The 21,160-nt window shown below is 65.4% G+C and carries 18 protein-coding genes; 4 read left to right on the top strand and 14 right to left on the bottom strand.

The window, feature by feature from the left end; translation table 11 throughout:
• Positions 1-4: 4 nt before the first annotated feature.
• From ACP694_RS08265 to ACP694_RS08230, 8 genes are all read right to left on the bottom strand, one after another.
• Positions 5-544 carry a serine O-acetyltransferase gene (locus ACP694_RS08265; RefSeq protein WP_426011651.1) on the bottom strand — a complete coding sequence of 180 codons (540 nt, stop codon included), beginning with the start codon at positions 542-544 and terminating at the stop codon, positions 5-7.
• Positions 541-1,548, bottom strand: coding sequence for a glycosyltransferase (locus tag ACP694_RS08260; protein ID WP_426011650.1), 1,008 nt, complete (start codon positions 1,546-1,548; stop codon positions 541-543). Before ACP694_RS08260 ends, ACP694_RS08265 begins: the two co-directional genes overlap by 4 nt.
• Positions 1,545-2,663 (bottom strand): DUF1972 domain-containing protein, encoded by a 1,119-nt coding sequence (locus ACP694_RS08255; protein ID WP_426011649.1) that lies wholly within the window; start codon positions 2,661-2,663, stop codon positions 1,545-1,547. Before ACP694_RS08255 ends, ACP694_RS08260 begins: the two co-directional genes overlap by 4 nt.
• Positions 2,663-3,544, bottom strand: coding sequence for a glucose-1-phosphate thymidylyltransferase RfbA (rfbA, locus tag ACP694_RS08250; protein WP_426011648.1), 882 nt, complete (start codon positions 3,542-3,544; stop codon positions 2,663-2,665). The genes ACP694_RS08255 and rfbA overlap by 1 nt, the downstream gene beginning before the upstream one ends.
• Positions 3,541-4,443: a dTDP-4-dehydrorhamnose reductase gene (rfbD, locus tag ACP694_RS08245; RefSeq protein ID WP_426011647.1), complete on the bottom strand. Its 903-nt coding sequence runs from the start codon at positions 4,441-4,443 to the stop codon at positions 3,541-3,543. Before rfbD ends, rfbA begins: the two co-directional genes overlap by 4 nt.
• Complete coding sequence (rfbB, locus tag ACP694_RS08240) at positions 4,436-5,494, bottom strand: dTDP-glucose 4,6-dehydratase (RefSeq protein ID WP_426011646.1); 1,059 nt, start codon at positions 5,492-5,494, stop codon at positions 4,436-4,438. Before rfbB ends, rfbD begins: the two co-directional genes overlap by 8 nt.
• An 11-nt stretch (positions 5,495-5,505) precedes the next feature.
• Positions 5,506-6,075, bottom strand: a complete 570-nt coding sequence (rfbC, locus tag ACP694_RS08235; protein WP_426011645.1) for a dTDP-4-dehydrorhamnose 3,5-epimerase — start codon at positions 6,073-6,075, stop codon at positions 5,506-5,508.
• Between the two features lie 168 nt (positions 6,076-6,243).
• Positions 6,244-8,463, bottom strand: a complete 2,220-nt coding sequence (locus ACP694_RS08230; RefSeq protein WP_426011644.1) for a GumC family protein — start codon at positions 8,461-8,463, stop codon at positions 6,244-6,246.
• Positions 8,464-8,780: 317 nt separating this feature from the next.
• On the opposite strand from ACP694_RS08230, the gene ACP694_RS08225 reads away from it, so the two are divergent.
• From ACP694_RS08225 to ACP694_RS08210, 4 genes are all read left to right on the top strand, one after another.
• Positions 8,781-11,105 (top strand): WD40/YVTN/BNR-like repeat-containing protein, encoded by a 2,325-nt coding sequence (locus ACP694_RS08225; RefSeq protein WP_426011643.1) that lies wholly within the window; start codon positions 8,781-8,783, stop codon positions 11,103-11,105.
• A 146-nt stretch (positions 11,106-11,251) separates the two neighbouring features.
• Positions 11,252-11,707 (top strand): glucuronosyltransferase, encoded by a 456-nt coding sequence (locus ACP694_RS08220; protein WP_426011642.1) that lies wholly within the window; start codon positions 11,252-11,254, stop codon positions 11,705-11,707.
• Positions 11,704-12,198: a glycosyltransferase gene (locus tag ACP694_RS08215; RefSeq protein WP_426011641.1), complete on the top strand. Its 495-nt coding sequence runs from the start codon at positions 11,704-11,706 to the stop codon at positions 12,196-12,198. Before ACP694_RS08220 ends, ACP694_RS08215 begins: the two co-directional genes overlap by 4 nt.
• Positions 12,195-13,262 carry an acyltransferase family protein gene (locus tag ACP694_RS08210; RefSeq protein ID WP_426011640.1) on the top strand — a complete coding sequence of 356 codons (1,068 nt, stop codon included), beginning with the start codon at positions 12,195-12,197 and terminating at the stop codon, positions 13,260-13,262. The genes ACP694_RS08215 and ACP694_RS08210 overlap by 4 nt, the downstream gene beginning before the upstream one ends.
• A gap of 5 nt (positions 13,263-13,267) precedes the next feature.
• Here ACP694_RS08210 and ACP694_RS08205 read toward each other — a convergent pair whose 3' ends face one another.
• The 6 genes from ACP694_RS08205 to ACP694_RS08180 all read right to left on the bottom strand — a co-directional run bounded on the left by ACP694_RS08205 (position 13,268) and on the right by ACP694_RS08180 (position 21,129).
• A complete protein-coding gene (locus ACP694_RS08205; RefSeq protein ID WP_426011639.1) occupies positions 13,268-14,599 on the bottom strand; it encodes a hypothetical protein in 1,332 nt (443 codons plus the stop codon).
• On the bottom strand, positions 14,592-15,941 hold the full coding sequence (locus tag ACP694_RS08200; RefSeq protein ID WP_426011638.1) for an O-antigen ligase family protein: 1,350 nt from the start codon (positions 15,939-15,941) through the stop codon (positions 14,592-14,594). The genes ACP694_RS08205 and ACP694_RS08200 overlap by 8 nt, the downstream gene beginning before the upstream one ends.
• The gene (locus ACP694_RS08195) at positions 15,938-17,314 is read right to left on the bottom strand and encodes an O-antigen ligase family protein (RefSeq protein ID WP_426011637.1); all 1,377 of its coding nucleotides are present in this window, start codon (positions 17,312-17,314) and stop codon (positions 15,938-15,940) included. Before ACP694_RS08195 ends, ACP694_RS08200 begins: the two co-directional genes overlap by 4 nt.
• A gap of 76 nt (positions 17,315-17,390) precedes the next feature.
• Positions 17,391-18,605: a glycosyltransferase gene (locus ACP694_RS08190; protein WP_426011636.1), complete on the bottom strand. Its 1,215-nt coding sequence runs from the start codon at positions 18,603-18,605 to the stop codon at positions 17,391-17,393.
• Positions 18,606-18,610: 5 nt separating this feature from the next.
• The gene (locus ACP694_RS08185; RefSeq protein WP_426011635.1) at positions 18,611-19,429 is read right to left on the bottom strand and encodes a WecB/TagA/CpsF family glycosyltransferase; all 819 of its coding nucleotides are present in this window, start codon (positions 19,427-19,429) and stop codon (positions 18,611-18,613) included.
• On the bottom strand, positions 19,426-21,129 hold the full coding sequence (locus tag ACP694_RS08180) for an O-antigen ligase family protein (protein ID WP_426011634.1): 1,704 nt from the start codon (positions 21,127-21,129) through the stop codon (positions 19,426-19,428). Before ACP694_RS08180 ends, ACP694_RS08185 begins: the two co-directional genes overlap by 4 nt.
• Positions 21,130-21,160 lie beyond the last annotated feature (31 nt).

Below are 21,160 nucleotides of genomic sequence, written 5' to 3'. Positions count from 1 at the left end.
CGTTTCAGCTCAAAATTCTGGCGGGATTGCCGACAGCGCGCGCATGTTCCGGCACGTTTGTCCGCACGACGGCATTTGCGCCAATCACCGCTTCATCACCGATCCTTATGTCGCCTACGATAACCGCGCCTGCATAGATGACCGCTCCATTCCCCACTTTTGGGTAGGAAGGGGTGTCTCGATGCGAACGGCCCAGCGTAACGTGCTGATAAATCGTAACATCTGAACCGATCACCACGCCTTCGCCAACGACTACTCCCGTTGGATGAGGCAAAAACAGACCTTCTTTGATCACGGAAAGTGGTGAAAGGTAGCAACCGCTTTGCGCAACATTCAGGCGCCAAATCATCTTGCCCAAGACGTGACTTATGCGACCTGCTTTCTCAAGGTTGACACTGCAACGATAGAAGAAAACTACCCGAAAGCCGGGGGAAAACACAAACCCGTTGAGAAACCCAACAAGACTTTGAGGCTTCAGGTTCGCCCTCAGATCCGCTTTCAGGATATCTATAAATGACAATTTGCGCCCCTTTGGCGAGATCATGCTTTTCTCGCGGACAGCGCTTTGTAGATATCGATCAAGCGCGCCAAGACCACTTCCTTACTGATGCCCTTGCTTAGGAAGCCATCCCGGATGGCGGGGCGGTCCACAGGGGTTTCGAACAATCGTTCGACCAGCCCTACCAGCTCCGCTTCCTCCGTGGCGTTCGAGACAAAGGCGTACGGCACGCCGTCCAGCATGTCGCGCACATTGCCCACATCGGTGGTCACGACGGGAATCCCGCAACAGAGGGCCTCCTTGACCGAGTTCGGAGAGCCTTCGAAATCGGATGTCATCAGGTGGACGTCGGCGGCGTTGAAGAAGTCCAGCACCCGTTCGCGAGGTTGGTTGACCAGGATCAGCTCGCGGACGTCGCGCTCCGGGTGGGCCGCCTGCAGGCGGTCGATACAGGCCCTGAAACGGTCATAACGTTTCTGCGTCCGGTATTGGTCCTTTGAGCTCACGAACAGCAGATAGAAGGCGTCATCATCCAGTCCCAAACGTACGCGGGCCGGGGCTTGGTCGGTGATATAAAAACGCTTAGCGTCCGCACCGTTGGGCAGATTGACGAACTTGTCGTTGCCGACGAACTGCGGCGGGATGGGACTTTTGAAGATAACGCGCTGAGCGAGGATCACGCCAAGATTGCACAGAGCCTTCCTGGCGACTGTGCTGTTGACGCCGTCCATCTCGTGTAGCCAGTCATTCAGGAACGACAGAACAATCGGCTTGCCCGTAAAGGCCAGATAGGTCGCCAGCCCTGAATACAGGTGGTGGCAGTGGATGACATCGGCGTGGCGCGCTTTGGCGCGGATCGCCTTGATCGCCTTCAGATAAGCGCTCTTGCCCTCAAGACGGCCGTTGATGAAGACCAGATTGGTGGCAACGCCGGCGGCGGCGACGGATTCGATCTGTTCTTTGACGAAGATTCCGTATTCCGGCACTTCCGGATAGGGATAGGCGTTAGTTACGTGGAGGACGTTCACGACAGGTGGAGCGCGGGTCATTGCATAGCGTCCGCTGCCGATGCGCAGGCCGTTTCGTATTCCGCCAGAATTTCCGGCCAGAGGAAGTTTTCTTCATATCTACGCAAAATGGCCTGGCGAGCCAGCATCAGCGGTTGTCCGCCCTTATCCACCTCGTCGAAGGCGGCGCCACACATCGTCTCGTCGGCAAAGTACCACTGCCCGTCGCCCGCGACCCATCGATTATAGGGATTGTCGTGGGCGATGATGGCGTTACCGGCGCCCATCGCCTCGACGAGCGAGGGATTGGTGCCGCCGACGCTGTGACCGTGGCAATAGGCGGCGGCGTGGAACCGCAGGGCCTGAACCACGGATGGGTCGTAGATGGCGCCGGGAAAGATTACCCGACCCGCGCCGGCGGCGATTACCGCGTCATGGTAGGCATTCTTGCCGGGCTCCAGCTTGCCCAGGCAGATGAAGCTGAGATCGCGCGGCTTGCTGGCAAAGGCTTCGATCATCGGCAGGATGTTGTTTTCGGGCTCGATCCGTCCAATCGAGATCACGTACCGACCGGGCTCGAGGCCACGCGCCACGACCGGCTCGGTCGGAGCCGCGGTGATCAGATCGGCGCCGTAGGGTATCATCACGATGTCTGCGGCGCGCCGGCGACGCTTCAGATGCCGAGCGATTTCCGGGTGATCGGCTATCAAGGTGTTGGAGGTCAGGGCTCCGATCCACTCGTTGAAATAGAGCCAGATGCGCCCGTGCCACGGCCATTTGGCGCGCTTCCACTCGATGCCGTCCATGTTCATCAGAAGGGGATTGCCCGTCAGGCGAAGCAGGGCGCTGAACAGGGCGGTGTTGTAGCCGAGAACGAGCATCACGCCTCGTTCCTTCATGGCGTGCATCGTGCAGGCCCAGTCGAATTTCATCGTCCCGGTGGCGCCAGCGTCCGCCACGAACGTGACCCGCCGGATGCCCTGCCAGTCGTCGATCGTCGCACCCGCCGGACCTGAGTCGGCCTGACAGTAAACGGTGACGGCCCAGCCCTTGTCGCGCATGTGCAGGGCGAAGCGCTGGGCGAAGGTTTCGAACCCGCCGTGCGCCGCCGGCACGCCGCGCGTGCCAAGGATGTAGAGCGAGCGCTCTGCAGACATCAATCGGTCCTTGCTTGGGCCAGGACGCTGTTGCGTAGATATTTTCCATAGTCCGACTTGCCGAGCTTTGCGGCTAGCGCCTCGAGCTGGTCGGCGTCGATAAATCCCTTGTTGAAAGCCACCTCCTCGGGACAGGCGATCTTGAAGCCCTGGCGCTTCTCGAGTACGCGCACGAACTCGGCGGCCTCGATCAGACTGTCAGGTGTTCCAGTGTCCAGCCAAGCGTAGCCGCGGCCCATGATCTCAACCGATAGAGTGCCCTGTTCCAGATAGATCCGGTTGACGTCGGTGATCTCGAGCTCGCCGCGCGGGGAGGGCTTCAGATCGCGGGCGATGTCGACCACGCTGCTGTCGTAGAAATAAAGGCCCGTCACCGCCCAGTTGGACTTGGGATCGGCCGGCTTCTCCTCGATCGACAGTGCTCGCATTGACTTGTCGAACTCGACCACGCCGTACCGTTCGGGGTCGGCCACGTGATAGGCGAAGACGGTGGCGCCTTGCGTCCGCGTCATGGCGCTGGTGAACAGGTCGATGATGCCGTGGCCGTAGTAGATGTTGTCGCCCAGGATCAGGGCCGAGGGGCTGCCGCCGACGAACTCCGCGCCAATGATGTAGGCCTGGGCCAGTCCGTCGGGGCTGGGCTGGACGGCGTACTGGATCTCCATCCCCCACTGCGAACCGTCGCCCAGCAGGGCCTGGAAGCTGGGAACGTCGCGCGGCGTCGAGATGATCAGCACTTCGCGGATGCCGGCCAGCATCAGGGTCGACAGCGGATAGTAGATCATCGGCTTGTCGTAGACCGGCATCAGCTGTTTGGACGTGACCAGGGTCATGGGATGCAGGCGCGTGCCCGATCCTCCGGCCAGGATGATGCCCTTCATGCGGATGCCCTTTCGGCGTGTAGGTCGGCGACGATCTCGGCGACCGCGGCCTGCCAGGGGCGGGGCGCAATCTTGTAATCGCGCGTCAGTTTGTCGGTCGACAAACGCGAGTTGGACGGGCGTCGCGCCGGGGTCGGGTATTCGCATGAGGCGATGCCCTCGACCGAAGCCGATGGCCCGCCGACTGCGGCGCTCAGCGCGAATACCTCGCGCGCGAGCCCGGCCCAGCTCGTCTCGCCGGCGTTGACGAAGTGATAGACGCCGCTAGGGGCGTCGGCGTTCGCGATCATCGCCACGGTAAGGGTTTTGAGCACGTCGGCGATATCGTGCGCCGAGGTCGGACAGCCGACCTGATCCTCAACGACCCGCAGCGCAGGTCGGTCGACCGCAAGCCGCAGCATGGTCTTGAGGAAGTTGGCGCGATGGATGCTCAACACCCAGGCCGTGCGCAACACGACCGAACGGGGATTGCCGCTGCGCACCGCCAGTTCGCCGGCGAGCTTGGAGGCGCCGTAGACGCCCAGCGGCCCGACCGGATCGGTCTCGAGGTAGAACCCGTCCTTGGAGCCGTCGAACACATAGTCGGTCGAGACCTGGATCAGGGGGATTCCCGCCTCGCGCGTGGCGTCGGCCAGGACTGCGGGGCCCATGGCGTTGGCGGCGAAGGCGGCGGCGACCTCAGTCTCGGCCTTGTCGACAGCGGTGTGCGCGCCGGAGTTGATCACGGCCGCGAAGGGCCGGGCGGCGAAGACGGCCCTAACCGAGGCGGGGTCGCTCAGGTCCAACTCGGCTCGCGCCGGCGCGTGGAGGACCACGCCTTCGGGCCAGGCGGCGGCCAGAAGCTCACGCCCCACTTGGCCGGCGCCGCCGGTGATCAGAATGTGGACCGGGTCAGCCATTCGCAGCGACACCCAGACGTTGGGTCGAATACCGAGCGTCGAGGATGTCCTGCCACCAGGACTGGTTGCCCAGATACCAGGCCACAGTCTGTTCAATGCCCTGTTCGAAGGTCACGGACGGGGTCCAGTCCAGATCGGCGCGAATCTTCGATGCGTCGATGGCGTAGCGCTGATCGTGGCCAGGACGGTCGGTCACATAGGTGATCTGGTCGGCGTACTGGCCGTTGGCCTTGGGCCGCAGGCGATCCAGGATCGCGCAGATGGTCGTGACCACCTCGATGTTCTGTTTCTCGGCGTTGCCGCCGACGTTGTAGGTCTCGCCGGGCGCGCCGGTCTCGAACACCGCCTGCAGGGCGCGGGCGTGGTCGTCGACGAACAGCCAGTCACGCACATTGGAGCCGTCGCCGTAGACCGGCAGGGGCTCGCCGTTCAGCGCCCGGATGATAATCAGCGGGATCAGTTTCTCGGGGAAATGATAGGGGCCGTAGTTGTTGGAGCAGTTGGTCACCAGAACAGGCAGGCCGTAGGTGTGGCCCCAGGCGCGAACCAGATGGTCCGACCCGGCCTTGGACGCCGAATAGGGCGAGCGCGGATCGTAGGGGGTTGTCTCGCTGAAGAAGCCGTCCTCGCCCAGGGAGCCGAAGACCTCGTCGGTCGAGATATGGTGGAACCGGAAGGCGGCCTTGTCGGCGTCCGGCAGATCACGCCAATAGCCGAGGGTCTGGTTCAGCATGACGAAGGTGCCCACCATATTGGTCTGGATGAACTCGCCCGGCCCGTCGATCGAACGGTCGACATGGCTCTCGGCGGCGAGGTGGGCGACGACGTCGGGCTTGAACGCATGCAAGGCTTTGGAAACCGCATCGGCGTCGCAGATGTCGGCCTGGACGAAGCTGTAGCGATTGCTGGCGGCCACCGGTTCGAGCGAGCTCAGCACGCCAGCGTAGGTCAGCTTGTCGAAGACCAGGACTTCGTGGTCGGTGTGTTCGATCAGGCGACGAACAAGGGCCGAGCCGATGAATCCGGCGCCGCCGGTGACAAGAATTCGCATGCTGGTTTTCCTCACAGCGCGGGGAAGGGCTCAAGCGGCCGGCCGTCGTAGTCGAACGGGCTGTCGAACTGGGCGAGGGTGGGCAGACGGTTGTCCTTGTCCGACAGGACCGGTCCGGAAGCAGGCAGGGGCCAGTCAATGGCGATCGTCGGGCAAGACCACAGGATCCCGCCGTCACAGTCCGGAGCATAGACATCGGTCACCTTATAGGCCACCTCGACATCGGGCCCAAGGGTGACGAAGGCGTGGCCGAAGCCGACTGGGACGTAAAGCTGCTCCCCGCTTTCGGCGGTCAATTTGGCCGCGACATGTCGGCCGTAGGTCGGCGACCCCCGTCTCAGGTCGACGGCGTAGTCCATGATCGACCCGCGAACACAGCGCACCAGCTTGGCCTGGGCGTGGGGAGGCTTCTGGTAGTGGATGCCGCGGAGCGTGCCCTCGAACGCCGAGAAGGACTGGTTATCCTGCACGAAGCGATCCGTGATCCCGGCGGCGGCGGCGGCTGTTTCGGAATAGGTTTCCGTGAACCAGCCCCGGGCGTCGCCGAATCTCTTCGGCCGCAACAGTGTTACGCCAACCATATCAAGACCCCTCTGACGCGCCATGATTACCGACTTGTGTGCAGTGCAGCAAGGCGAGAAGGGACCAGCCCGGACCTGCGACGGGCAACCACTGTTCCACTGCGGCGGACACGCGGCCCGCTCGCGCGCAGGTGACCGATCCGCCGCTGAGGACGGATCGGAGCCGGATCAGGTGGCGTAATATTTCTTGTAGTCCTCGTAGTAGTAGCCGGCGTCGCCGTAGCCGTGTTTGGACTGGGCGTTCATATCGACCTGGGTCAGCGCCACCCCGGCGATGTGGGCGCCGGACTGCTGCAGCATCTTGACGGCATTGTTGATCGCCCGCGCCGGCGTTTTGCGCCACCGCGCGAGCAGCACCACCATGTCGGCCTTGTTCGCCAGGATCCGGGTGTCCGCCAGGGCCAGAACGGGAGCGGTGTCGAGCAAAACGAGGTCAAACGAGGTCCGCAGCTGTTTGAGCAGCTGGTCCATGGCCGGGGAGCCGAAGATATCCTCCGTCGAAGAGGTCGTATGGGTTAGCGGCAGAACATAGCAGCCGGACGCCTGGTCTAGGGTCAAGGCCTGCTCAAGCGTTGTCGAACCGTGGAGAAGCTCGATCAGGCCGTCGTCGACGGCGATGCCGAGCGCGCGCGTGACCGACCGGCGACGCAGGTCGCAGTCCAGCAGGACGACTCGACTGCCAGCTTGGGCCGCAACCCGGGCCAGGCCGATCGACGTCGTGGTTTTGCCTTCGGCCGGAAGGGCTGAGGTCAGAACCACGACTTTGCCGGCCTGTCCGCTGACCGAGTAGGTGATCGACGTCCGCAGCGATCGAAACGCCTCGGCGAAGCCCGACAGGGGTTTCATCAGCACGAAGTCGATCGGGTTGGCGTTCTTGTCGGAACCTTCCGCTACCGAGGTCATCAGGGGGATCGAGCCGATCGCGGGCAGCCCCAGCTTGCGTTCGACCTCTTCCGAGGTCGCCAGACCGGCGTCCATCATTTCCGCCAGGATGACGGCGGCGAGGCCGGCGGCCATGCCCAACACGAGGCTGATGGCGACGTTGAGCATGACATTGGGCGAGCTAGGCTCGGTCGGAATGGACGCGCGGGCGACGATCCGGGCGTCGGCCTGTTCGGCGCCTTCCTGGGCGCCGGTTTCCTTGAACCGGTCCAGATAACTTTGATAGATCGTCCGAACGGACTCGGCGTTGCCTTCCAGCTCCTTCAGCCGGACCGACGCCGTGCTGTTAACCGCCAGGGTGCCCCGGGCGCTGCCCAGGCTCGCGGCGACCGAGGCGGTGCGCTCGTTGGCGACCTGCACGCGCGCTTCCAGATTGGAGACAATGCGGCGAATCTCGGCCTGAATCTGGCCGTCGATGTCTGAAAGCTCCCTCTGCGCCCGGATGATATCGGGGTGGCGGGGGCCGTACCGGCTGGTCATTTCGGCGACACGACCGCTGATGCCGGCCCGCTGGGCCCGAAGCTGCTGGATCACCGTCGAGTCGAGCGCCTCGCCGACGTCGTCGCCGTTGGACCCCGCCGCCAGTTGCGACCGCGCAGTGCGAAGACGGGCCCGTTCCTCGGCCTCCTGCGCCTTGACTGTCGCAAGCTGCTGGTTGTAGGCGGAAATTTCCTGTTCCGTCAGGGTCGTGCCTTGCGAGCTCAGAAGATTGTTGGCGACCCGATAGTTCGACACCGCCGCGTCCGCGTCCTGCACCTGACGCCGAAGTTCTTCGAGGCGGGTGTTCAGGAAGGTGTTGGCCTGCCGTGTTGCGTCGAATTTCTGCTGGAGCTGGCCGGAAAGATAATGGTCGGCGAAGGCGTTGGCGATCCGCGCGGCGTTCACCGGCTTCTGGGAGGTGAAGCTGATATTCATGGAATAGGTCAGGCCGACGCGCCGCACCTTCAGCCCCATACCGACCGCATCGATGACCGCCTGCCGCTCCGCTTCGCGTTCGGCTGGCGTGCTGGGAACGGGGTCGGCGTGACCGAGACCCACCAGCCGTTTCAAGGTCTGGACCGTTCCAGGCGGAGCCAGGCGGGCGTTGAACTCGGGATCCTGTTCAAGATGGAGGGCGTCGACCACGGTGGCGACGAGTTCGGGTGACTTGAGCGCCTCGACTTCGGTGTCCACCACGCTCGTATCGGCGTTCAGGTTTGACAGAACCGCTTGGGACTCGACCACCCGCGCCGTGCGCGTATTGATCTGGACGCTAGCGCTGGCTGTGTAGGCCGGCGTTTGACGCAGCATGACGACCATCACGCAGAGGGCGACCACGATCGCAACGGCGGCGAAAAGCTTCATTCGCCGGCGGAAGACCGAGAACAGGCGCTGGATGTCGAGCGGCTCGCCGCCGCCGCCGGACCGGGTGTCGATTGCGGTCTGGGTGTCGATGGTATTTGTCATTGAACCGTCATCAGGGCGTTGGCCGGGGCCGGGATTGCAAAACTCAAGGCGGGGAAGGCGTCACGTCGGAAACAGGCGGTCGCAGGATCAGCGTGTGTCATTTTCAGCGGGCACGGCCCACCTCGGAAGTGTTGTTGCATATGTCATGCCGGATGCTTGACCAAGAACCATTAGAAAACAGTTCCTGTTCTGAAATAGCCGATCGTATCAAGAGCATCATGGCTAACCGATCTCATACCGCGCCGCAGCATAATGGGCAATCAGGCTCGACCGCTTTAACGTCGCGACGGCTCAGGTCCGGCGCCGTCGCCTTTGGCTTGGGCGCTGCGGTCCTGTCGGCCGGGGTCGGTGCCGCCATCGCCATTGGTCTGGATCCTGCGGGCGAGGCCAAGGTGCCCGACCGGGCGGCGGCGGTCGGCGCTTGGGACGCCGGCGCCTACGAATGGCGGCCCGTGGCCATCGGGGGCGGGGGGTTCGTGACCGGGTACAGCGTGGACTTGTCCGGCGCGACGCGCGTCGCCCGTTCGGATGTCTACGGCGCCTACCTCTGGGACGCCCGCCAAGACCGCTGGGTCGATCTGGTCACCACCGCCAGCATGCCGCTCGCCGATCGGGAGCCCATGCGTTTGAACACGGGCGTCTACGAGGTCGTCGTCGCGCCGTCCGACCCGCGCCGGATCTATCTCGCCATGGCCGGAGACCTGTTCCGGTCCGAGGATGGCGGCGCCCGTTTCGTGAAGACGGCCATGCCGCACAGCGAGGTCGACGCCAACAGTCCCTTCCGTCATTCCGGCCCCCACGTCGCCGTGCACCCCGACAATCCCGATCTGGTGATTTACGGCACCCCCGGCGACGGGCTCTGGCGTTCGGACGACGGCGGGACGCGGTGGTCCCGGGTCGCCTCCGTCCCGAACCCCCACGGCAAGGCCGGCGCGCCGCCGGCCCGCGCGGCGCCCGGGATCATCGTCTGGTTCACCCCGGACGGCGGCCAGGTCTGGGCGATGGCCTCGGGATCGCGAATGTTGGTGTCTTTGGATGCGGGCCGGTCGTTCTCTGACCCGGGCGGGGGTCGGGCCGCGGGCCCCTTGCGCTTGCGCCAGGGCGCGTTCTCCGCCAACGGCGCCTTCTATGGCGTCGACGAGGAGGGCCAGAAGGTCTGGCGGTTCTCCGGGGGTCAGTGGAGCGACCTGACGCAGAACCCCGGCATACGGCCGAGGCGATTCGGGACGGTCGCCATCAATCCCGTAAGCGGCGAAGTCTATGTCTTCGACGAGGGGGGGCGCGGCTACCACAGCGCAGATGCGGGAGCGCATTGGTCCCGCGTGACCAGCCGCGCGGTCGTCGGAGACAACGAGCCTGGCTGGCTCAAGGTCGTGGACAAGGCCTACTTCCCCACCGGCGCCGTCGTGTTCGATCCTGTCGTGCCGAACCGGCTCTGGAACGCCGCCGGCAGCGGCGTGTATTTCGCCGATGTCGGGGACGCTGGTGGGACGGCCGTCTGGACGAGTCAGGTCCGCGGCATCGAAGAACTGGTCGCCAATGACGTCGTCGCGCCGCCCGGCCAGGCCCCGCTGTTCGCCGCCTGGGACTTCGGCGTCCACCGCAGGGAGGATCTGCGGCGATACTCGACCGGATACGGCCCCCGACCCCGGGTGCTCATCGCCGTCCAGCAGGTCGACTGGAGCGCGATCGACCCGTCCTTTCTCGTCACCAACGCCTCCGACACGCTGAAATGCTGCGCGCAGGACGGCGATTCGGTGCTGGCGGGCTTCAGCACCGACGCCGGGAGAACCTGGTCGAAATTCGCGCGGCTTCCCCAACCGCCCGGCACCGAGGCTTCTGATCCCTGGCGCATGTCCTATGGCGCGATCGCCGTCTCGGCCAACGACGTCAACAACATCGTCTGGGTGCCGGCTAACAACCGTTCGCCCTTTTTCACCCGCGACCGCGGGGCGAGCTGGACGCGGGTGGCGCTGACGGGAGAGGTTCTGCCGTTCACAGGCTCCTACGCCCACTACTACGATAACCGGAGAACCGTGGCCGCCGACCGGGTTCTCCCGGGGGTGTTCTACCTTTATCACTCGGGGGATGGGGCCAACGCGGCCCTGGCCGGTCTGTGGGTCACGCGCGACGGCGCAGCGACCTGGACCCGGGCCTGGACGGGCGAAATCGCCCCCCACAGTCGCGGGAGCGCCAAGCTGCGCGCGGTTCCGGGTCAGGCCGGTCATTTGTTTTTCACCACGGGCCTGGACGGCGTCGGCGTCGATACCGGTCTGCGGCGCAGCGTGGACGGCGGGCGGAACTGGACCGTCTTGACGGGCGTCTCGGGGGTCCAGGACGTGGCGTTCGGCAAGGCGGCGCCGGGAGCGGCCTATCCGGCCCTCTATATCGCGGGACGCCTGCAAGGGGTCTACGGCGTCTGGAGATCCGTTGATGACGCCAGGAGCTGGACCCGGATCGGACAATTTCCCGTCGGGACCCTGGATCAGGTGGTGTCCATGGACGCCGACAAGGACGTCTTCGGGCGGGTCTACCTGGGATTCAAGGGCTCCGGTTGGCGCTATGGGCAACCCTCGGATTGCACGCCTTCGCCCTATCTGTTCCGGCGGACGTCCGAATGTTTCGGACTGGCGGGAAAATAATCGCGTTTGGCATCGAAATCCATTCTCAACACACGCACGCTATAGCCTTGGTGAGCAACACATAGGCAGATATGAACCATGATCTTCACAGTCCGGCAGGGTCCGGCCTCACGGAGCGTCGCCCTGCGGCGACTGGAAAGGACGGGATGGCGGATCGCGTCTTGCTTGTGGCGTCCGCCGGCGGACACTGGGTGCAGCTGGCCAGGCTGGTCCCGGCCTTCGAGGGCATGGACGTCAAATTCGTGACCACGGTTGCCGGGGGCAGGGCCCCGATGGGCCGGCGCGCGGTGGCCGTCGTCTGGGACGCGTCCCAAAGCAGTCCGTGGCGCCTGCCGCCCATGATGGCGCAGATGATGGTCGTCCTGATCAGATTCCGTCCGGACATCATCGTCACGACGGGGGCGGCGCCGGGCGTCGTCGCCTTGTGGCTGGGCAAGATTCTTCTGGGCGCGCGCACGGTCTGGATCGACAGCGTCGCCAACTCCGAGAAGGTCTCGCTTTCCGCCCGGTTGGTGGAGGGCAAAGCCGATCTGCGACTGACCCAGTGGGCGCATCTCGCCGATGCGGCCAAGGGAATAGACTATTTCGGTGCCGTCCTTTGATCCTGCTGTCGGTCGGCACCCAACTGCCCTTTGATCGTCTGGTCCGGGCGGTGGACGACTGGGCCCTCGTCCATCCCAGGATCGAGGTGATCGCCCAGATCGGCCCGTCGACCTATCGACCGCATACGCTCAAGGCCTTCGCCTTCCTCGATCAGGGCGCATTTCTGGATTTACAGAAGCGCGCCGACCTTCACATCAGCCACGCGGGCATGGGGTCGATCCTGACGGCGATGGAATACGGCAAACCCATTATCGTGATGCCGCGGGATTTCGGCCGTGGCGAACATCGCAACGGCCACCAGGCCGCGACCGCGCGCCGCTTCGCCGACACGCCGGGCGTCCATGTCGCCGCCGATGTCGGCGCGTTGACCGACCGGTTGTCGCAGTTCAGGAACCTGAGCCGACCGAGCGGAATCACCGCCCATGCCTCACCGGCGTTCACCGACAGGCTGCGCGCCTATCTGGGCTCCACGCGCCCCGGTCGTGAATGAAGAAGTTGATCGGCCTTCAATGGGCCCGGGCCATCGCGGCCGTCATGGTGGTGGTCACGCACGCGATTGTTCATCCCTCTCCGGCGGCGCACGGCGCGGCCCATCTGGGGGGACGGTTCGGCGTGACCCTGTTCTTCGTCATAAGCGGCTACATCATGGTGGTCACTACCGGCCAGGGCGGGTTCGATCCGGTCCGGTTCATGCGCCGCCGCCTTCTTCGGGTGGCGCCCCTCTACTACGTCGCCACGGCCGTCGCAGCGCTGGCGGCCCTGGCTATCCCGTGGGCTTTCAAGGACACGGTGATCGACCTTCGGCACATCGTGTCGTCGCTGTTGTTCGTGCCGATGTACGAACCCGGATCGTCAGGCCAAATCACGCCCTTCCTCAAGCTCGGCTGGACACTGAACTACGAGATATTTTTCTATGTCGTCTTCGCCTGTCTCGCCGCATTTGGGGCCTGGAGCCGGGCCGTCGCTCTGACGGTCGTTTTCGGCGCCTTGGTCGGCCTCGGTCTGGTGTTCGACTTTCCATGGGCGCCGGCGCAGTTCTATACGCGTATCGTGATGATCGCCTTTGTCGCGGGCGTCTGGATCGCCGTGTTGGCCCGTCCCGACGCGCCCTCCCTTCCGGTCCCCCTCGCCATGGCGGGACTGGGCGTCTCGGCGGTCTCGCTGGGCGCGATGGCGGTGATGTACGTCGCCGTCGAGACCCGGCTGATGACGGAGTTCTGGCTGGTGGGGACATGCGCGCTCATTGTCCTTTGCCTGTCCCGGGCGCCCGAGGCCTGGACGCGCGCGGCGCCGCCCGTTCTGGCCTACCTCGGAGACGCCAGTTACGCCATCTACCTGTTCCACATGTTCGCCGTCGGTCTGACCTACGTTCTCGTCAGGAAATTCGTTCCGGAAGGGTTGAACCTGCCTGCGCTCTGGCCCGCCGTGGTAGCCGCAGCCTCTGGCGTCGGCGTCGGCCTCACCGTTCATCGCCTTATCGAAACGCCGATGACCGCCGCCCTGGCGCCGCTCCACGGTCCAAAGCCCCAAGTCGGAACGCCTCCGGGGGCCTGACAAGGCTAGCGCGGGGCGGGCGGCGGAAGGCTGTGGCCAGAGCCCAGAGCCAGCTGGGTCGCCATCCATTGCGTCTTCTGGCGGCGGGTCCAGACAGCGAAGACGATCTCGCCCGCCAGCACGCCGACGATCGACCAGACCGGTCCTGCGGTCACAAGCAACACCGTCACGGCGGCGACGGACACGCCGCAGGAAATCAGGCTGGCGTGGGCGAGGGCCCGGAACTGGCCGCTCGCCTGCAGCAGCACGCTTTCGGGCGTGCGCAGAAGCCGCACGAAGGCGACGGCCAGCCACAACCAGGCGCCCAGCGCCAATTGAGGACGGTCATACTGAGGAGGAAAGAGCGCCTGCGGCGCAAACCGCATCAGCAGGGCGGCCAGCCCGACCGTGCCGACCCAGGCCATGAGCAGCATCAGCCGGAAGAACAGAATGGCGCGGTCGGCCTCTTGAAAACGTCCGGCGGCCAGCAGCCGCGCCAGCTGCGGCCGCTCAAAATCCGTGAGCGCGTTGGAGGCCACGCTCACGGGGCGCATCAGAAGAGCGCTTGCGGCCAGGGGGGCGAAGGCGTTGGCGCCCCGCAGCAGGGTCACGATATAGGCGTGGGCGTTGCCGGTCGCCTCGGTCGTGAGCACGCCGCTCAAGGACCAGCGGGCGTGGCCGAGCCAGATCGTGCCATAGCCCCGCAGGTCCCTTGGGGCGATCTCGAGAAACTGGCGTCTCAGAAAGGCGCCGCCGAAGGGCGCGAGACCGAGGACCGCGGCCGCGAGCAGGGCCGAGTAGGGCGTGACCAGAGAAACGGACGGCTGAAGCAGGGCGATCGCTACCCCCGCGAGCAGCGCCAAGGCGAACAGGACGTCCGACGCCATGGTGCGCCAGGCCGCGCCAGCGGCGTAGGCGTAGGCGTATGCCCGACCGAACCAGCGCATCAGGTTGGCGGCGCCGAAGGCGCCGAAGGCCAGGGCCGCGGGCCACGGCACGTCGAAGACAAAGGCGACCGCGGCGAACACCGGGCCGGCGGCGAGCGCCCCCGCCAGATTCGCCGCCATGAGGCTGCGCTGACGCGCCGCGCGCAGGTCCGTGTCCGCTGTCGACAGCAGGATCGGCATCGGGGCGAAAAACAGGGCGGTCCATATGCCCGTGCTGAACTGGCTCGCCACGAGAAGGAAGGAGAATGCGCCGAAGGCAAGCGGGGGCAGGCTGTGCAGAAGCTGCACGGACATCAGGAACTGGGCGCCGGCCACGCCTATAGGGCCGACCCCGGCTAGGGCGTAGCGAAGCATTTTTCGGGGCAGGCTGTCGTCGGAGCGAAGGTCGGCCGCCAGGCCGTCCTCACCCATGGCCCGTGCCGGGAGCCTGCAGGCGTTCGCCGTCCGGGAGGGCTGATTTCGCCGTCCGGGAACGCCGCCCGGCCCCCGACGACCCGCTGCGCGGCGCCGCCGGCTTGCGTGTGACGACATTGGTCAGGGCCGCGGCGAGGATCAGGAACACCCCGACGATGACGTCCCGCTCGAACAGGCTGGTCTCGGTGATGTTGTGACCCATGCAGAACGTGAGAAGCGCAATCAGCAGCGCTCCGGTGGGTCGGCTGACCTGGGCGTTGGAGAGCAGTTTCCACAAGGGGATCAGAATGGTCGCCAGGACCACCAGAACAAGCCCGACCCAGCCCACCTGGACCAGGACGTCGAGATAACCGTTGTGGCCGGCGCTGAGCCCGGCCACCCAGTTTTTGGAATAGGCGAAGATCGGACTGGTTTCTCCGATGTTCCAGAAGGAGCCGTAGCCGGAGCCGAACGGATGGTCCTGGGCGTAGGAGATGAGGTAGGGCCAGATCTGGACGCGGCCGGTCAGGCCGTCTCGGCGCGCGAACGGCCCGAGCATCTCGTCCCAGGCTGTGATCGAATAAATCATGCCCGCGACCCCGGCGGCGGCGACCACGGGGATCATGATGAAGCGCAGGCGAGGATTGAAGACGAGATAGACGCCACCGACGGCGGCGGCCAGCAGCAACATACCCATCGATGTCTTCGACTCGGTCTTGAACAGGAAGACGGCCGACGCGACGATGACGCCGATCCTCAAGAAAAGGTTTAACTTCTGGCGGCCAAATCCGAATATCAAAATCGTCAGGGCGCAGACTGCGCCGGTGAAGTTTTTCTGCGGCAGCACGCCCTTCCAGTCGCCGATCAGGCCATCGTCCATCCCGTCGCCCGGCTGGTGGATCGCGGTGTGCGGCGAAACCGCCACGGCGAGGAAATTCACGATCAGCAGGGCCGCCAGGCAGATCATGATGGCTTTTATCGTGCGAGCGTAGCCGCATTCCTCGACCAGTAGATAGATGGTCCAGAAAACCAGGGTGGTGAGGATCAGCCGCCTCATCGAGATCGACGGCTCGATGGCCCAGGTGACGCTGAGCCAGCACCACAGGACCGCCAGGATCATGCTCAGCGGAGGAGCCAGCAGCTTTCTCGGATTCTTGAATCCCCCCACGATCCAGATCGTGCTCAGGAAGAGGAGGGCATAGGCCAGCTGGCGTGCCGTATTGCCCCCGCCCCCGGCCGGGCCGTCTGCGGTCATGATCGGCGCCACCAGGACGAGCGTCACCAGCACAAAAATGCAGATGACCGCAGGAATGAGGAAACGCCTCGCCTGTCTGGGCTCTCTGGAGTCGGCGAGGGTCATTGGGCGTTCATTCCGGGACGATGGCGGGTGTCGGGGGCGGGCGATTGCGAACCGGCGGGCCCGGGCGCCGTCCAGGCCCAGTAAAACGGCTCTGTCCGTCCGGGGGGGAGGGGCTTGCGCGTGGCCAAAACGGTCATGGCGACTGTGAAAACGAACACTAGCTGCATGATCATGTCCCGGTCGAAAAGGCTGCTTTCGCTGAAATTGTGGCCCGCGCAGAACACCAGCATGGCGATCATGACCGACCCGCGTTGAATCATGACAGTGCGGCTGGCGAAAAGCCGGACCAGAGGATCGAGAATCATCGCGATAACGGCCAGGATCAGTCCCGGCGCCCCGATGGTGATGAGCAGATCAAGGTAGCCGTTGTGGCCGTTGCCCAGTCCAGAGACCCAGCCGTGGGTGTAGGTGAAAATGGGACTCGCACTGCCGATGTTCCAGAAGGAGCCGAACCCGGCGCCGCGCAGCCAGTGATCCTCGGCGTAGCGCAGGACGACGGACCAGATTTCGGCGCGTCCGGTCAAGGCCTCGCCGGTCGTGAGCGATCGCACCAGATCGCCCCAGTAGAACTGGCCGATCAGCACCAGCAGGCTCAGCAGACCGATCACCAAAGGGATCAACAGCGACCGGTATCTAGGATTGTAGCCCAGGTAGGCGCCGCCGACGACGACAGCCACGCCCAGAACTGACAGCGAGGTCTTGGATCCCGAGCGAAACAGGAAATAGGCGGCCGCCAGGATGAGGCCCCAGCGCAGGGCGACGTTGATCCAGCCGCCGTAGAACGCCAGCGAAATCACGGTGAGGGCGCACAGGGCGCCGGCGAAATTCTTTTGGGGAAGCACGCCGCGCCAGTCGCCGACAAGGCCGGGATCGACCACATCGGCGATCTGGTGGATGGCGGTCGCGGGGGAGGCGATGACGAGGGCGTAGTTCAGCGCTAGGACGCCGATCAGCGTGATCTGGAACGCTCTCATGCTGCGCTCGAACCCGGCGCGCTCGACGGTCGCGAACACGGTCCAGATGATGATCGAGGTCAGCAGTAGCCGCCGTGTCGCGATGGACGGTTCGAGCGACCAGCTCAGGCTGAGGCAGCTCCAGGCCAGCACCAGCCAGATCGAAAGCGTCGGCGCCAGGAGGCGCTGCGGGTACTGCAGCGCCTGGGAGGCCAGCAGAACGAACCCGAAGACCAGGATGTAGAGGCCCTGTCGGAGAAGATTTCCGTCGCCGGTCGAGTTGACGGCCTTCTGCGCCGTGAGGGGACTCAGCCCCACGAAAACGAGCAGCATCAGAACGACAAGCGCCAGGCCGCACAAGCGGGCGGACCGCTGTCCGGTCGTCTGGACCGGGCGTGGCAAGGCCAAGGCCGGCATCATTGTCCCGCCATCGCGGGTGACACGCGGGCGCGAAGGAACGGGCCGCCGGTCAGCTTCGGCGTTCCTGCTGAGCCCATCAGAGCGCCAGCCGTTCATAGGCCGCAAGCATCGTGTCCCAGCCCGTCGTCTCGCCTAGTCGCGTCGCCCGGGCGACGTAGTCCCGGTAGACGTCAGGATCGTCCAGGAGACGGGCGATTGCGCCGGCGAGGGCGACATCATCGTGGACCCCGACGACGAGACCGCAAACCTCCCCGTCCGGCGCGGTGACCCCCTCGATTTGCACCGGCGCGTCCGAGACCACCAGGGGGAGGCCGAGTCTGGCGGCTTCGACGAGGCCGAGACTGTGACCTTCGTACAGGCTGGGCTGGGCGAAGACGTCGCCTTGGGCCAGCAGGGCGAGCGCTTCGGGCCGCGGTCGAAATCCCAGGAAGTCGACGCGCGCCGAAACGCCGAGCGTGCGGGCGAGCGCCTTGAGGTCCCCCTCATCTGGTCCGTCGCCGATGATGTGCAGGCGCGTAGCGGGAAGATGCGACAGGGCGCGGATCAGCGTCGGATAGTTTTTTTGCGCCGCCAGACGGCCTGTGGCGACCACCAGACGCCGGCCGGCCCCGTCCTTGCCCCGCCCTGCGCGGAGCCGCGCGGCCGTCTGCTCGATTTGCGGCGGAAGCGCATTAGTGATGGTGTGGCGTTTGGCCAGATAGGCGGCCGGTTTGCCGTCGTGCGATCGCCCGACCGTGTGCGACACGCTGACCACGGCGGTGACCGCCTTCAGCGAACCGGTGAAACCATCGAGAAGGTTCAGCAGCGGACTGTGGGTCTCGGCCGGCGAATGGTGCGTCGTCACCACTTGGGTCGACAGGCCGGCGAGCCGGACCGCGATCGGCGTGAGCACGTTTGCGGCGGGCAGGGCGGTGAACACCACGTCGGGCGCGCCGTCCGACAAGAGCCGCGTGAGGCTCCGCAAAAGGCCGATCAGCCCGAAGGGGGAGCCGGGTCTGCGCAGTGCGACGTAGGACCAGGGCGTCTCCGCTGAAACGGCGCGCACCGCGCCTGCCGATGGAAACAAGGCGACCAGGCGAACCTCATGGCCGCGCGCCTGGAAGCTCTCGGCCAGGTTGGCGGCGACTTCCTGGGCGCCCCCGGCGTTGGAGTGGGTGACCAGAAACCAGATCTTGCGCGGTCGTGCGGTCGCCGGGCGCTGCGCGGCCGGTCCGGTCGCGGCGAGGCCCGTGTCTATCCTGTTCAGCCCCAAACCTGACCCTTCCTCACCCGCGACGCGTTCCCGGACCATAGCCGCTATCTGCGGCCCCGGACATCCGCATCAGCCCGGGAGGCCCGTTTCGGGCGCGGGGCGTCTGACGTCTGGGTCGCAAGGTAGAACAGGGCTGGAAGATTGGTGCCGAGGTAGCGACGGCCCAGGCGGAGGGGCTCGTTGAAGGTCCGGTACAGCCACTCCAGGCCGTTGCGCTGCATCCACAGGGGCGCGCGGTGGAACTTACCCGAATAATGATCGAACATGCCGCCGCAGGTGCGAAGCCAGGCGACGCCCGACAGCCGCGCGCGGTTTCGCAGGGCGAAGGATTCCTGGATGGGACTGCCCAGGCCGATCCAGACGACGTCGGCGCGGGCGGCGAGGATCTCTTCGCAGATCGCCGCTTCATCCTCGCGGTCGAAATAGCCGTGCCGGATGCCGACGATCTGCAAACCCGGATACTGGTCCAGGAGGTGGTCGGCGGCCGTCTGGGCCACGCCCGGCTTGGCGCCAAGGAAGAAGAACCGCAAGCCTTCGCGCGCCGCTGCGGCGGAGGCGTCGAGGATGAAATCCGTCGTCGCCACCCGCTCGCTGAGCGGCTCACGGCACAACAGACGCGTCGCCATCACCAGGGGCATACCGTCGGCGTCGATGACGTCGGCTTCCAGGACCATTTCGCGAAACGCCCGATTGGCGTGGAAGTCGGCGATGACTGCGCCGTTCGAGGAAATGATTATCAGAGGCTGGGTGAGAACCCCGGCGCGCGCCTGGAGGCAGTCCTCAACCATCATGCCCGCCAGCTCTGCGCGGGTGATGCGGGTGGTCGGCACGCCGCCGACCAGGAGCCTCCGGCGACCGTTCATACGTCCGGACCTGGGTCGCGAGCCTGTGGGAAGAGGCCGGGCGCGCCGGGGAGAGAGCCCGATTGGCTCGTCGACACCTCGCGACGTCGGCGGACCTGCGCCGAAGACGTCTTACGGGTTCTGACGGGCGGTTCGACCTGTGGATTTCGGGCGCAATGACACACGTTCATCGATTGCACAGTCAATCTGTCCCTCTGAACGCCACAGACGGTCGCTCTCGCCGCCGAATCTTTATCGACCTGAGCTCGAATTGCTAGCGCTTCCATAGTGCGCTGCAAACCAATCTTCCGCAGTCGCGTCACGGTCCTGCGGCCGAAGCGCGAGATCGCACCCCCGCGAGCCGCGGCCCGGTCCGATGCCGGCCGGCGGACAAGCGCCACCTGCAACCCCAGAAGGAACGCCCAGGTCGCGGCGATCGACGGGACCTGAAGGGAATAGTCGGTGAGTCCGTGGAGAAGAACGACGATGTCGGCGGCGATCAGCCCATCCAGGAAAAGACGCTCGGGCGAACGCTGGCGCGCCGATTTCACGGCCGTCCAAAGGCAGGCGCCGATACAGACGAACATAGGCGCGGCGCCGACGACGCCGGCCTCCTCAAGCCACTGGATGTAGACGTTGTGAGCTGCACGAATTGACCAGAGCGCGGAGTAGGTCTCCGGGGTCATCACCACATTGTTGATCAAGGGAAACGAGCCCAGGCCGTAGCCGAACGCCGGCGAGGCGAGGAACGCCCGCCAATGGCTGACGAAGATCACGCCGCGATTGACGGCGTCGTCGTCGATGTGTCCGAACCGCTCCCACAGGACGTCGGCACCCGCGAGCAGCGCAAGACAGGTGAGGGCCGCCGTCCCGATCCAGAGGGCGGATCGGGCTGGAAGCGGCGCTTTTCGTGACCGTGCCCACTGCCAGGCCATCACGGCCAAGGCGACGCCGGTGGCGACAAAACCCATCCGCGAGGCCGTGAGAAGCAGGCTTGCACCGAGGACGGCGATGCTTGCGGTCAGCAGGAAAAAGTTCGGGCGCAAGCGGTGTCGGTCAAGCGAACGCCACGAGCCGCCTTGTTGAACCAGCAGGGCGACGGCGATGACGAGAAGCATCCCGAACAGTGTCGCCGCACTATTGGCGCTCATGAATCCCGCCGCAAGCCGGTTGCCCGTGCGGACCTGTTCGCCCGAGAGGTAGTTGAAAACACCGATCAGGGCGAAGACCGCACCGCTGAAGACGACCGCCTGGCTTGTCGCCAAGGCCCGTTTCACGGCGCCGCCCTGTAGGCAGCCGATCAGGAACGCGCAGGCGAGGCCTGCGAGTTTGACGATCTCCACCAGGGTGGCGGTTTGATCGACGGACAGCGAATGCGACACGGCGTCGCCGAGAATTTCGCCGGAGCGTCCGCCGGGAAGGATCAGGCCGGCTCCGGCGATCATCAGGGTTGTCGCAAAGGCTCCGGTAATCAGCGGATGGGTTCTGGGCGAGGGCGCGTCCGCCCCCGCGGCGCCGTGCCAGAGCGCGAGAAGGGTCGCCGACAGGGCCAGGGCCATCGCCAGGGTGAGCCACAGGGCGGCCGCAACGGAGTTGGCGCCGGCGGTTAGATGGAAGACGCAGAGCCCCGCAGGAAAGAGCGTCAGCCCGGCGAGGATTTTTGGGCCGAGGGCGGCGGTGGAACTTGCCGTACGCCGGCGGCTCGCCCGCCGACGCCGCATCGGGGCGTCACGATTGTCAGAAGATGTCGTC

This window comes from Caulobacter sp. DWR2-3-1b2 (assembly GCF_049896345.1).
Classification (GTDB): Bacteria; Pseudomonadota; Alphaproteobacteria; order Caulobacterales; family Caulobacteraceae; genus Caulobacter.
The sequence above is the reverse complement of the archived record's forward strand: the minus strand, read 5'-3'. Positions and strand labels throughout refer to the sequence as shown.